Raw genomic sequence first — 13101 nt, 5'->3', positions numbered from 1 at the left:
AGGCGATACATTTCGGCTCCGGGGGGCGGGTGTTGCCCCGCCCGGACCGGGGTCAGAGCGCCTTGACGAGCCGCAGCGCGTCGTAGATCGCCGCGTGCGTGTTGCGCGCCGCGACGGCATCGCCGATGCGGAAGAGCGCGAACCCTCCGGCCGGATTGCCCGAAAGGGTCTGCCGCTCGCCCGCGACGAGCGCCTCGTGATCGACCGCGCCGAGATTGGAGGAGAGCGGCTTCAGCTCGAAATAGAGCTCGTCGAGCGGGCGGGTGCCACAGTTCACCACCACCTGATCGACGCTCCGCGCGCGGGTCGCATCGCCGTAGTCGCTGCCGAGCTCCGCGCGCAGCCGGTTGCCCTCGCGGTTGACGGCACGGAGCCGCCAGGTCGGCGTGAGCGTCACCTCCCGCTGCTGGAGCGCGCGGACATAGGGCACGAGGTTCATCGCCATCACCTCCGGCGCAAGGCTGCGCTCCGGCGTGACGATCTCGACGCGCGCCCCCGTCGCCGCGATCAGATCGGCGGCCTGCAGCCCTGCGTGATCGCCCGCGTCGTCATGGATCAGCACGTCGCGGCCGGGCTTCACGTCGCCGGAGAGAATGTCCCAGGCGGTGCAGACCAGATTCTCGCCCGCCTCGAGCCCCTCCACCGCGGGCAGGCCCCCGGTCGCGACGATCACCACCTCGGGGCGTTCGGCCAGCACGGTCTCGGCATCGGCGAAGGTGTTGAAGTGGAACCGGACGCCATGTTTCTCGCACTGGGCCATGCGCCAGTCGATGATCGAGATCATCTCGCGCCGGCGGCTCTGGAGCGCCGTGAGGCGCACCTGGCCGCCCGGCTGGCCGGCCGCCTCGAAGACGGTGACGTCATGCCCGCGCAGCGCCGCGACCCGTGCGGCCTCGAGCCCCGCGGGCCCTGCCCCGACGATCGCAACCCGGCGCGGCGCCGCGGCGCGCGCGATCTCCTGCGGCTCCGACAGCTCGCGGCCGGTCGCCGGATTGTGGATGCAGAAGGCCGCGCCGCCCTGATAGATCCGGTCGAGGCAATAGTTCGCGCCGACGCAGGGCCGGATGTCGTCCTCCCGGCCCTCGATCACCTTGCGCACCAGATGCGGGTCGGCCATGTGCGCCCGCGTCATGCCGACCATGTCGAGCTTGCCCGCCGCGATCGCGTGCCGTGCGGTGGCCACATCGGGAATGCGCGCGGCGTGAAAGGTGGGAAACCCCGTCGCCGCACGGATCTCGCCCGCGAAATCGAGATGCGGCGCGCTGCGCATCCCCTGGATCGGGATCACCTCGGTAAGCCCCGGATCCGTGTCGATATGGCCCCGGATGACATTGAGGAAATCGACGAGGCCGCTGTCGCGGAGCCGCCGCGAGATCTCGAGCCCCTCCTCCCGCGCGATGCCGCCCGGCAGGCATTCGTCGCCCGAATAGCGGATGCCGACGATGAAGTCGGCGCCGACGCGGGCGCGGATCGCGCGGAGCACCTCGAAGGCAAAGCGCAGCCGGTTGTCCAGTGTGCCGCCCCAGGGCGCCCCGAGCGTATTGGTGAGCGGCGACCAGAACTGGTCCATCAGATGGCCGTAGGCCTCGAGCTCGATCCCGTCGAGCCCCGCCGCCTGCATCCGCTCCGCGGCATCGGCGTAATCCTCGATGATCCGCGCGATGTCCCAGTCCTCGGCCACCTTGGGAAACGCCCGGTGCGCCGTCTCGCGCGCGGGCCCCGGCGCGATCGAGGGCAGCCAGTCGCCGGTATCCCAGCGCGTGCGTCGGCCGAGATGGGTGAGCTGGATCATCACCGCGCAGCCCTCGTCATGGCAGGCATCCGCCAGCCGCTTCATCCAGCCCACCACCTCGTCCTTCCAGGCGAGAATGTTGTTGAAGGCCGGCGGGCTGTCGCGCGCCACCGAGGCCGAGCCCGCCGTCATCGTCAGCGCAACGCCCGCGCGGGCGCGCTCCACGTGATAGGCGCGATAGCGCTCCTTCGGCATCCCGTCCTCGGCATAGGCCGGTTCGTGGCTCGTGATCATGAAGCGGTTGCGCAGGGTGAGATGCTTGAGGCGGTAGGGCTGGAGCAGCGGATCGCTGGACATCGGGCGGTCTCCGGAACGGGGCGGCGGATCCCCGGATCGAGCCATGAATGTGCACTTGTGTCAAGTTTCAGTTCAAGGATGACCATTCCGATTGCCGCCGGTCCGCGTTGCGGCTAGGCTCCGGGCATGACGCAAACGGCAGACATGGCGACAGGATGGCGCGGCTCGCGCGAAGGCTGGCTCGAGGCCGCCTATGACGCGCTGGTGCGCGAGGGGATCGATGCGGTGAAGATCCTGCCGCTCGCGGCGCGGCTCCAGCTCTCGCGCACGAGCTTCTACTGGTTCTTTGCCAATCGCGGCGCACTGCTCGAGGCGCTGGCCGAGCGCTGGGAGGAGCGGACCACCGCCCCGCTCGTCGCCGCGGCGGCGAGCTACGCCGAGACGGAAACCGAGGCGATGCTGAATGTCATCGCCTGCTTCCTGCAGCCCGGCGCCTTCGATGTCCGGCTCGAGTTCGCCGTGCGCAGCTGGGCGCTCGGCGATCCGGCGGTGATGGCGCGGCTCCGCGCGGCGGACACGCAACGTCTGGCGGCGCTCTCGGCCATGCTCGAGAGCTGGGGCCACGCCCCCGAGGACGCCGATGTGCGGGCCCGGACGATCTACCTCACCCAGATCGGCTATATCTCGATGCAGACCGAGGAGAGCCTCGCCACGCGGATCGCGCGCGTCCCGGCCTATGTCGAGATCTTCACCGGCCGCTGCCCGGAAGAGCGCGAGCTCGCCCGCTTCCGCGCCCGCGTCGCCGCGGAGCCCTGAGCCCCGCGGCGCGCCTCATTCCTCGTCCCCGACGAGGATCACATGCAGGAAGCCCGGCCCGTGGGCGCCGCGCACGTAGCTCCCCTCGATATCCGTCGTCCCGCTCGGCCCGGTGATGAGGATCGCATTCCGCGGAATGCCGTCCTCGCGGCCAAGCAGGGCTGCGTAATCCTCGAGATGCGGCAGCATCCGCCGCCGCTCCAGCACCAGGATGTGATGGAGCGGCAGGAAGCCCAGCAGGATCGGATTGTCGGGCGCCGAATGGATCACCAGCGAACCGCTTTCCGCAATGCCGTGCCGCGCGAGGCCAAGGGCCACCGGCTCGTCGGGCGCAACCGTGTCGTGCGGGGCGAGAGCGCTCCAGTCGAGGCCGGTCAGCTCGGGCGCCTGTTGCATGGCGAGTCCCGGTCCGAGCCCGTACTGCGCGAGATAGCGCGACACGGCCGCCGGAACCTCCGCCATGTCGGCCACGGTGTCGAGCGTGGTGCCGAGGCCCCAGGCCTTCGCCGCGAAGCTCTCCGTCAGGCTCGGGCCGGCAAGCTCGGGCCGGATGGCGTCCGGATCGGCCAGCAGCGCCGCCGCCTCCGCCGCGATGGCCGCGGTGTCCCGCGGCGTTGACCCGAGGCTCTCGCGAATGGCGCCAAGGATGCGGTCGCGTGCGCTCATGACGGTCCTCCCTTGCCCGATTGCTCGGCGCGATAGAGCTCCATGAAGGTCCGGCCCGCGGGCTTCGGGAAATCGCGGCTGCCGGTCCAGCCGCCGGCAAGCGGCAACCGGCTGATCCATCCGCCCTTCCCGAGCCGACGCAGCAGCCGCACCCCGGCGCCGCTCGCAAACCGGTAGAGCCGCGGCCGCCGCGCCACCGCCGCCCAGAGCCCGATGCCGTAGCGCAGGCCGCTGGGCTCCAGCCGCTCGCGCCAGCTCCGCCCGCGCCAGGCCCGGAGCAGTGTCGGCAGCGGGATCTGCACCGGGCAGACCTCGGCGCAGCGGCCGTTCATCGTGCAGGCCGAGGGCAGATCGCGCGAGCGCTCGAGCCCCGCCAGCACCGGCGTCAGCACAGCGCCCATCGGGCCGGGATAGACCCCGCCATAGGCATGTCCGCCGATCTGGCGGTAGACCACGCAATGGTTCATGCAGGCCCCGCAGCGGATGCAGCGCAGCATCTCGCGGAACTCGTCCTTCAGCATCCGCGACCGGCCGTTGTCGACCAGAACGATATGCATCTCCTCCGGCCCGTCGGCATCGCCCGGCCGCTTCGGCCCGCAATGGAAGGTGGTGTATTGCGTGAGCTCGCCCCCCGTCGCCGAGCGCACGAGCAGCCGCAGAAGCGCGAAGGCATGCGCCGTGCTCGGCACCAGCTTCTCGATCCCGGCGGTCACGATATGCACCCGCGGCGGCGTGGTGGTGAGCTCGGCATTGCCCTCGTTGGTGACGGTGCAGGTCGCCCCGGTGTCGGCCACGAGAAAGTTCGCCCCCGAGATCCCGACATCCGCGCTGAGGAATTTCGTGCGCAGCTCGTGCCGCGCGCTCTGCACCATGGTGGCCGGATCGAAGGCCGTGGGCGGCGGGTGGTGGCCCTCGGCGAAGAGCTCCGCCACCTGCTCCCGCGTGCGGTGCATCGCGGGCCAGACGATATGCGAGGGCCGCTCGCCCGCAAGCTGGATGATGTGCTCGGCAAGATCGGTCTCGGCCCGCTCGATCCCGGCATCGGCCAGCGCGTGCGGCAGGCCGATCTCCTCGCCGAGCATGGATTTCGAGCGGGTGACGAGCTTGGCATCCGCCTCGCGGCAGATCCGTACGACGATGGCGCAGGCCTCCGCATCGCTCGCGGCCCAGTGGACCTTTGCCCCGGCGGCGGTGGCGTTGCGCTCGAAGGTCTCGAGATAGTGGTCGAGATGGGCGATCACGTGATCCTTGATCGCCTTGCCGCGGGCCCGGGCCGCTTCGAATTCGGAGAAGGCCGCGACGGCGGCGGCGCGCTTGCGCTCCGCCGTGCCGGTGGTGCGGTCGATCGCGATCTTGAGTGTCGGGTCGGCGATCGCCGCCGCCGCGCGCGCCTTGAAGCCGGCCTGGGGTGCGGGGGCGCTCATGTCTCTTCTCCGATCGCCGGGCCGTCGGCGCAGCCCGCCACGACCTCGACCGTGTGGAAGCAGCGCACGCTCGAGCCCCGCCGCTTGAGTTTGCCCGCCATGTTCATCAGGCAGCCGAGATCGCCCGCAAGCAGGAGGTCTGCCCCGGTCCGTTCGATGGCCTCCGCCTTCTCGTCGACGATGGCGCCGGAAATGTCGGAATACTTGACACAGAACGTGCCGCCGAAGCCGCAGCAGACGTCGTTGCCCTCGAGCGGGCGCATCTCGAGCCCCTCGACATCCGCGAGGAGCCGCCGCGGCTGGGCCGAGATCCCGAGCTCGCGCAGCCCCGAGCAGCTGTCGTGATAGGTCGCACTCGCCTCGAGCCTGCGCCCCTGGGGCACATGGCCGAGCACGTCGACGAGAAAGCTCAGGATCTCGTGGGTCTTCGCCGAGAGCGCCCGGGCGCGCGGCCCCCAGTCGGGATCGTTCGCCAGAAGCTCGGGATAGCCGTGGCGGATCGTGCCGGCGCAGGAGCCGGAGGGCAGAACCACGTAGTCATAGGGCTCGAAAGCCGCGATGACCTGCCGCGCGAGCGCGGCGGTATCGGCATCGTCGCCGCTGTTGAAGGCGGGCTGGCCGCAGCATGTCTGCTGCGGCGGCACCTCCACCCGGCACCCCGCCTCCTCGAGGAGGCGGAGCGTGGCGAAGCCGATGCGGGGGCGGATCGCATCCACCAGGCAGGTGACGAAGAGCCCCACGGTCGGTCCGGTCGGTGTCATGTCGGCCTCACTGAGCCTTTGCTGCTGCGAGCGCCGGTCGGCCCCGGTTCATGGCCATGACCGTCAGCACACCCGCCGCCCAGACGATTGCCGCAATCCACCAGACATTCAAGCCTCCGGCGATGAGCGCGGTGCCGATCAGCCCGCCCTGCACCACATAGTAGCCCATGGGGATCAGCGTCTTGCGGATGATCGCGCCTTCGCGCCCGATCAGCCCCACCGTGGCCGAAGCCGCGACGACGTTGTGCACGCAGATCATGTTGCCCGCAGCCCCGCCGATCGCCTGAAGGGCGACAACCAGCGCCGCACCGCCCGCGCCGAGCCCGATCTGCTCCGCCGCCGAGAACTGGAAGAGCGAGAACATCATGTTGCTGATGGTGTTGGAGCCCGCGACGAAGGCGCCCATGGCCCCGATCATCGGCGCGAAGAACGGCCAGGCCTGCCCGGTCACCGAGGCGACACCTTCGGCCAGGACGATCGGCATGCTCGAATAGCTTTCGGAGGCCGAGTTGAGGAAGACCTGCACCATCGGCACGGCCAGCATCAGCGTCGGCGCCGCGGCGAGCATGGTCGAGCCCGAGGAGCGGAGCGCCTTGGTGTAGTCGCCGACCGACATCCGGTGCAGGAAGAAGGTGACGAGCGAGGCGACGATCAGCACCGTGCCGGGCAGGTAGAGCGGCTGCACGCTGGCCTTGATGCCCGAGCCGAACAGGTTCTCGAAGACGATCGAGACGCCGGGATCGGTCAGCATCGCCTTCACCGGCGCGACGGTGCGGGTGAGCACGAGCAGCAGGATCACGATGACATAGGGCGCCCATGCCTTCATCAGCGGCATGACGGGCAGCCCGGCGCGATGATCCTCGAGGTCGTCGAGCTTGCCGGTCCAGCTTTCATCCCAGGCATTGCGGGCCGGGAAATCGAAGCTCTCGGTCGGGATCAGCCAGCCGCGCCGCGCCACCGGAATGACGATCGCCAGGCCGATGAGGCCGCCGAGCAGCGAGGGGAATTCCGGCCCGAGGATCGCGGCGATCAGGAAATAGGGCACGGTGAAGGCGATGCCTGCGAACAGGGCGAAGCGCCAGATGCGGAGACCTTCGCGGAACGAGCGGTTGGCCCCGAAGAAACGGGTGAGCATGCCGACCATGATGATCGGGATGAGGAAGCCGATGAGCGCATGCATCATCGCCACATGGGTCGCGATGCCCATGAGGTAATCCATGAACGGCACCTGCCCGATGGTCTGCTCGACGAGCGGCTGGTCCGCGAGCCCGGTCTTGACCCCGACGAGGATCGGCGTGCCGACCGCGCCGAAGGAAACCGGCGTGCTCTGGATGATGAGCGTCACCATGACCGCGGCCATCGCCGGGAAGCCGATGGCAACGAGCAGCGGCGCGCCGATGGCGGCCGGCGTGCCGAAGCCCGAGGCGCCCTCGATGAGCGAGCCGAACAGCCAGGCGATGATGATCGCCTGCACCCGCCGGTCGGGCGAGATGCGGGTGAAGCCGCCGCGGATCGCCCGGATGCCGCCGCTTTCCTCGAGCGTGTAGAGCATCAGGATGGCGCCGAAGACGATGTAGAGCAGGCTGACGGCGGAGACGAGCCCGTTGACCGTCGCGCCCATGACCTTCTCGGGCGCGGTGCCCCAGATCACGAGCGCGGTGAGCGCCGTCACCACATAGGCGACCATCATCGAGAATTTCGCCGATCGCGCGAGCACGACCAGCAATATGAACACTGTTGCGATCGGCAACAGCGCCAGAAGAAAACTGACTGCGGCAGGCATGTGTCCCCCCTTCGGGCTGGGCGGCTGTCACGCCGCCCGGTTCGGTGTTGGATCAGGTGATTGGATGTGCTGGCCGGACCGCGGTCAGTGCCAGTGGGCACATTTCGAGGTCTGGCCGATGCCCGGGTTCAGGCTGTTGGTCGGATCGATCGACCGGTAGAAGTCCGCGAGCGCGGGCTTGGCCTTGTAGAGATGGCCGACGTTGTGCTCGGCCGGATATTCCGCCCCGCGCTGATCGAGCAGGTCCCACATGGCATGCTCGAGCGCGAGACAGTCGTGACCCTTCTTCACCACATAGTCCTGATGGAACACGTGGCAGAAGAAATGGCCGTAGTAGAGCTTCTTCTCGATCGCGGCGTCGATCTCGGGCGGCAGGCGCTCGAGCCAGTCGCGGTCGTTGCGCCGGAGCGCGATGTCGAGGGCAACGATGTCCTCGACCTCCTTCGCATGCACCGCCCGGTAGCGCACCGCCGCCCCCGCCACCGCGAAACGGTGCAGGAAGGCGGCCTTGCCCTCGGCGGCCGTGCATTCGAAGACATCCCCCGTCGCCGAGGGAAAGAGCGTCGCGAGATACTCCCGCGCCTCGGCGATCCCCGTGCCGCCCATCCGGAGCAGCAGGTGATGCTCGTAGCGGTCGCGGAAATCGTTCATCCGCTTCGGCAGGTGCTGCGGCGCCAGCGCGCTCACCGCCTGCGCCACCCGGTCGGAGAGCGTGGTGCCGAGCCCGAGCCGTTCGGTCAGCGCATCGACCTTGGCCTTCGCGGCGAAGAAGGCGGGCATCCGGTCGGTCCCGGCCTTCTGGATGAAGAGGAACGTGTCCTTGCCGTAGCGCGCGGCAATGTCATAGGCGTCGCGGTGGATATACTCGCCCGCGATCGGCAGGCTCTCGAAATGCGCGAGGATATGGCGGCGGATGCCGGTGAGCTCGCCCGGATCGTTGGTGCCGACATAGAAGACCGCGGTGTCCTTCTCGGCCTCGAACGTGTCGAGCCGCACCGCGAAGACCGCGAGCTTGCCCGCACAGCCCGCCGCCTCGCGCAGCCGCCGGGCATCGGCGTTGAAGCGCGCGGGCGTCTCCGCCTCCACGTCGCGCACATGGCTCACGTATTCGTGGTCCGAGGCCCAGGCGTTTGTCGGGTCCGGCTCCGGCAGATCGCCGCGCTCGACGCGGGCGAGGATCTCCTCGGGATCGTTGCCGAGCGCCAGCCCCAGATGGTTGACGAGCGCGACCGAGCCATCGGCGCGCACCTCGGCAAAAAGGCTCATCTCGGTGTAGGCCGGGCCGCGCTGGATCAGCGCGCCGCCCGAATTGTTGCAGACCCCGCCGAGCACGGAGGCGCCGATGCAGGACGAGCCGATCACCGAATGCGGCTCGCGGCCAAGCGGGCGGAGCCGCTTCTCGAGCGCATCGAGCGTCGCGCCGGGCAGGCAGAGCACCTGCTTGCCGCCCTCGATCAGATGCACGCCCTTGAGGCGCATGACGCTCACCAGCACGATCTCGCGGCCGTAATCGTCGCCCCAGGGGGTCGATCCGCCGGTGAGCCCGGTGTTTGCGGCCTGGAAGATCACGGCCCGGCCCGCGGCGATGCTGGCCGTCAGGACGCGCCACTGCTCGATGAGGCTGCCGGGGCGGACCACGGCCGCGACCGGGCCGCTGCCATAGCGGAAGCCGCGGGTGAAGCGCCGCGTGTCGCGCTCGGCGGTCAGCACATGGGATGCGCCCACGATGCGGCGAAGCTCGGCGACCAGCACGTCGCGCGGCGGGGTGAGCCGCCCTGCCCCGTTTTCGGGGCGTGTGGCTTCGGACTGCGCGGCGCGGGCGCCGGTTTCGGTCTGTTCCATCGGACAAGTCTCCTCCGGGCACGTCACATCGCCTGCGTCACGCCTGTCGCGGACGCCGATCGCGTGCATGCCTTGTTTTTTGCAACGGCTTGACCGCCGGCGCGGCAGGCCCCTCTGGCCATACCACACCCGGCCCCGTGCCGTCCGGGACCGGCTCCTCCGCGGTCAATTATGGTTCTTTGTTGTGACCTCTATATTTTCATTGGTAATATAATTTTACCACGCACGTCAAGTGCGAAATCGACTTCACCTTGGTGCCGCTTGCGGTTACTCTCCCCTTGTCCGAGGCCTCGCAGGCAACCAGTTGAAAAGTCGAGGCGTTCGGAAAACCCGGGAGAGTCGCATGGACGGGATCAAGGGAAGCAGCGCGGCGGAATCGACCGCGCGTCACATCGAGGATCTGATTCTCGAGGGCTCGCTGCGTCCGGGAGAGCCGCTGCTGCCCGAACGCGAGATGGCGGTGCGGCTCAATGTGTCCCGCCCGACCCTGCGCCAGGGCATGAAGATCCTCGAGGACCGCGGCCTGCTCGTGGCCGAGGCCGGCGGCGGCCGTGTCGTGGCGCCGCTCGCCACCAGCATCACCGATCCGCTGCTCGAGCTCATGTCGAGCCGGGCAGAGGTGGTCGGCGATTATCTCGAGCTGCGCGCCACGATGGAGCGTCTTGCCGCGAGCCTCGCCGCCACCCGCGCCAACGATGTCGACCGCCAGACGCTCCAGAGCTGCATGGCGCGGATCGACGCCGCCCACGAGATGGCCGATCCGCATGACGAGGCCGATGCCGATGTCGATCTGCACGTCGCGATCTACGAGGCGAGCCACAACATCGTGCTGCTCCAGATCATGCGGGCGCTCTCGGGGATGCTGCGCAAGGGCGTCTTCCACAACCGCGAGAAGCTCTATGCCCGCGCCGAGGTCCGCGAGGTGCTCCGCGAGCAGCACCGGGCGATCTTCGATGCGATCATGGCCCACGATCCCGTCGCGGCCGGCCAGGCCTCGGAGGATCACATGAGCTACACCCGCCGGGTGATGACCGAGATCGCGGCCGCCGAAGCCCGGCTGGAGATCTCGCTCCGCCGCATCGACGGCGGCAACATCAGCTCCCGCGCCCGTGCCCGCCCGACCTGACGCATCCCGGGACGCGGGTCCGCGCCCGACCAGCGGAGGCGCCTCGCGGCGCATTCATGATATGTTAACCAAAAAATCCAGTTAAATCAATGCGATTTTCGGATTTTCACGGTGAAACGCCCCGTTTTCACGGTCAAGGCTCCGGGGCCTGATCTCTGCGTCCGGGCGGCCAAGCGGGCTTTTGGTCACCCCCCGAAAAAATTACCGGCAAAGGGCGCTGCACCGGCGCGGATGCCTGCTAAAGTGCTGTCTGATCGCCCCGACAGTCCGGAAATGCGAGGGCCCGGCCCGGTCCGGGCGAGACCGGAACAGTCTCTCCTCCCCGGCGGTTGGGGCGGGGAACGCGGGCGTTGCGAACGAGAGGGAGGGAGCATGGATTTCTTCGAAAAGGCGGCCACGATCGTCGGCGGGGCGATGGTCGCCCTGCGGCGGGCAGGTGCCCCGCGGGTGCAGGCGGTGGGCACGGCACCCGACATTCCGGAAGCGAAGAAGCAGGGGATCATGACCCTCAAGATGCCGACCGCGCGCGGCTGGTCTCCAGGCCAGACCCCGGTCGCCGCCGCCGGTCTCAGGGTAAACGCCTTCGCCTCCGGCCTGTTGCACCCCCGCTGGATCGAGGTGCTCCCCAATGGCGACGTGCTGGTCGCGGAGGCCCGCGAACAGGCGAGCCCACCCAAGGGCATGATGCAGCGCGCCATGCAGGCCACCATGCGTCGGGCGCATGCCCTGGGGGAAAGCGCCAACCGCATCTCCCTCTGGCGCGATGCCGATGGTGACGGCACCGCCGAGATCCGCGAGACCTTTCTCGAAGGCCAGAACCAGCCCTTCGGCATGGCTCTGGTCGACGGCACCTTCTATGTCGGCAACACCGACGGCATCGTCGCCTTTCCCTACGGCGAGGGCGCGACCCGCCTGACCGGCCCCGGCCGGAAGATCGTCGACTTCAAGCCGGGGGGCCACTGGACCCGCAGCCTCATCGTCTCGCCCGACCGCACGCGGATCTATGCCGGGGTCGGATCGCTCACCAACATCGCCGACGAGGGGTTCGAGGCCGAAGAGGGTCGCGCCGCGATCTGGGAGATCGACCTCGCCACCGGCGGGGCGCGGATCTTCGCCTCGGGCCTGCGCAATCCGGTCGGCATGGCCTGGGAGCCCGGCAGCGGCACGCTCTGGACGGTGGTGAACGAGCGCGACGGCCTCGGCGACGAGACCCCGCCGGATTACCTCACCTCCGTGCGCGAGGGCGGCTTCTACGGCTGGCCCTACTGCTACTGGGGCCAGACGGTCGATGACCGCGTGCTCCAGGACGCCGCCCTCGTTTCCGCCGCGATCCGGCCCGACTATGCGCTCGGCGGCCACACCGCCTCGCTCGGCCTCTGCTGGATGCCCGAAGGCACGCTTCCCTGCTTTTCCGATGGCATGGTGATCGGCCAGCACGGGTCGTGGAACCGCTCGAAGCTGAGCGGCTACCGGATGATCTTCGTGCCGTTCGCCGATGGTCGCCCCTCCGGCCCGCCGCGCGACATCCTGACCGGCTTTCTCTCGGAGGACGAGAAATTCTCCTACGGCCGCCCGGTCGGCGTTGCGGTGGGCCCGGACGGCAAGTCCCTGCTGATGGCGGATGACGTCGGCGACGTGATCTGGCGGGTGAGCGGTGCCTGAGCCGGGCCGCTGTCGTGCCCCTCTTCGTGGGGGGGGCGAGCGTATTTCCGCGCATCGTCCCACCCCGGCCCTGTTGTCGGGGCCGGAAACGTTGAGACCGTTTGTTCGAGAAACTAGGTGTATCTCATGATCTGTGCCGCTTGCCCCCCGTTTCCGGGACCCGCCGCCGCGTTCCGTGTCCGCCTGCCCGCGATCCTGCCGTCGCTCCGGCACGCGCTCGCGGGCCTCGCCGCGCTCAGTCTTGCCGCCATCGCCGTCGCCGGCGAGGCGCCGCAGGCATGGGTGCCCGGCGTGCTCGAGATGCCCGCGGATGCCGAAGTGCTCTCGGACCGCGAGATCGGCTCCACCGTGCGCATGTTCTCCTTCAGCACCGCCGAGGATACCGGGGCGCTACTCGACACATGGGAACAGGCCCTGAAGGAGAATGGCTACGTGATCGAACAGGGCACGGACGAGCTGCTCGAGGGTGCGATCGAATTCTCCGGCGAAGGCATCGGCAACGCCAAGATCGTCGCCTCGCCCATGCCGGAATCCGGTCGCAACCTCGTCGAGTTCGACGCAACCCTGCGCTGAGCTGTGCCTATTCGGCGATCGGCGTGAGGTCGATCACCTCCGAGGCGCCGTCCCGCGCAATGCCCTTGAGCTTCTCGTTGAAGGCGCGGGTGTGCGGCATCTGGAGATGCGCGGCAAAGGCCGCCTCGTCGGCATATTCCTCGAGGATCGTGAGCCGCCCCGGCGCCGCGGTCTCGGCATAGACCTCGAAACGCCGATTGCCGGCCTCGCTCCGCACATCCTGCGCCAGAGCCTCGATCAGCGTGGTGAGCAGCGCCTCCTCGCCGGGCGAGGCTTCGATCCGGGCAACGACATATCGGGACATGGGCTTTCCTCCGGGATGTGCGCCCGTGCCGCCCGCGCGAGACGCGGCCCGACCGGGCTTCTGAGATTATTCATGCGAAGTGATTTATAGATCATCCCCGCCCGGAAAGACAGAT

General features: G+C 69.0%; 11 protein-coding genes. 4 read left to right on the top strand and 7 right to left on the bottom strand.

The genetic code is table 11. The features are described 5' to 3' along the window. Positions 1–52 precede the first annotated feature (52 nt). On the bottom strand, positions 53–2089 hold the full coding sequence (locus ACF66B_RS19805) for an NADH:flavin oxidoreductase (RefSeq protein WP_111430608.1): 2037 nt from the start codon (positions 2087–2089) through the stop codon (positions 53–55). Positions 2090–2215: 126 nt separating this feature from the next. Here ACF66B_RS19805 and ACF66B_RS19800 point away from each other — a divergent pair, with 126 nt between their 5' ends. Next, a complete protein-coding gene (locus ACF66B_RS19800; RefSeq protein WP_111430607.1) occupies positions 2216–2845 on the top strand; it encodes a TetR/AcrR family transcriptional regulator in 630 nt (209 codons plus the stop codon). Between the two features lie 15 nt (positions 2846–2860). On the opposite strand, the gene ACF66B_RS19795 is transcribed toward ACF66B_RS19800, so the two are convergent. The 5 genes from ACF66B_RS19795 to dld all read right to left on the bottom strand — a co-directional run bounded on the left by ACF66B_RS19795 (position 2861) and on the right by dld (position 9321). Next, positions 2861–3511 (bottom strand): LUD domain-containing protein, encoded by a 651-nt coding sequence (locus tag ACF66B_RS19795; protein ID WP_111430606.1) that lies wholly within the window; start codon positions 3509–3511, stop codon positions 2861–2863. Continuing rightward, on the bottom strand, positions 3508–4935 hold the full coding sequence (locus tag ACF66B_RS19790) for a lactate utilization protein B (RefSeq protein ID WP_111430605.1): 1428 nt from the start codon (positions 4933–4935) through the stop codon (positions 3508–3510). The genes ACF66B_RS19795 and ACF66B_RS19790 overlap by 4 nt, the downstream gene beginning before the upstream one ends. After that, positions 4932–5696, bottom strand: coding sequence for a (Fe-S)-binding protein (locus tag ACF66B_RS19785; protein ID WP_111430604.1), 765 nt, complete (start codon positions 5694–5696; stop codon positions 4932–4934). The genes ACF66B_RS19790 and ACF66B_RS19785 overlap by 4 nt, the downstream gene beginning before the upstream one ends. A gap of 7 nt (positions 5697–5703) precedes the next feature. Further along, positions 5704–7479: an L-lactate permease gene (locus tag ACF66B_RS19780; protein WP_111430603.1), complete on the bottom strand. Its 1776-nt coding sequence runs from the start codon at positions 7477–7479 to the stop codon at positions 5704–5706. Between the two features lie 84 nt (positions 7480–7563). Then, positions 7564–9321: a D-lactate dehydrogenase gene (gene dld / locus ACF66B_RS19775; protein ID WP_111430602.1), complete on the bottom strand. Its 1758-nt coding sequence runs from the start codon at positions 9319–9321 to the stop codon at positions 7564–7566. 343 nt (positions 9322–9664) lie between these two features. Here dld and ACF66B_RS19770 point away from each other — a divergent pair, with 343 nt between their 5' ends. From ACF66B_RS19770 to ACF66B_RS19760, 3 genes are all read left to right on the top strand, one after another. Then, positions 9665–10447 (top strand): FCD domain-containing protein, encoded by a 783-nt coding sequence (locus tag ACF66B_RS19770; protein ID WP_111430601.1) that lies wholly within the window; start codon positions 9665–9667, stop codon positions 10445–10447. A gap of 372 nt (positions 10448–10819) precedes the next feature. Beyond that, a complete protein-coding gene (locus tag ACF66B_RS19765; protein ID WP_111430600.1) occupies positions 10820–12109 on the top strand; it encodes a sorbosone dehydrogenase family protein in 1290 nt (429 codons plus the stop codon). A gap of 126 nt (positions 12110–12235) precedes the next feature. Further along, positions 12236–12682 carry a hypothetical protein gene (locus tag ACF66B_RS19760; protein ID WP_162683328.1) on the top strand — a complete coding sequence of 149 codons (447 nt, stop codon included), beginning with the start codon at positions 12236–12238 and terminating at the stop codon, positions 12680–12682. 7 nt (positions 12683–12689) lie between these two features. Here the strand turns inward: ACF66B_RS19760 and ACF66B_RS19755 are convergent, their stop codons facing one another. Further along, on the bottom strand, positions 12690–12986 hold the full coding sequence (locus tag ACF66B_RS19755; RefSeq protein WP_111430598.1) for a putative quinol monooxygenase: 297 nt from the start codon (positions 12984–12986) through the stop codon (positions 12690–12692). Positions 12987–13101: the final 115 nt, after the last annotated feature.

The sequence above is a fragment of the Amaricoccus sp. B4 genome (assembly GCF_043226085.1).
GTDB lineage: Bacteria > Pseudomonadota > Alphaproteobacteria > Rhodobacterales > Rhodobacteraceae > Amaricoccus.
This window is presented reverse-complemented; position numbering and strand designations above follow the sequence as displayed.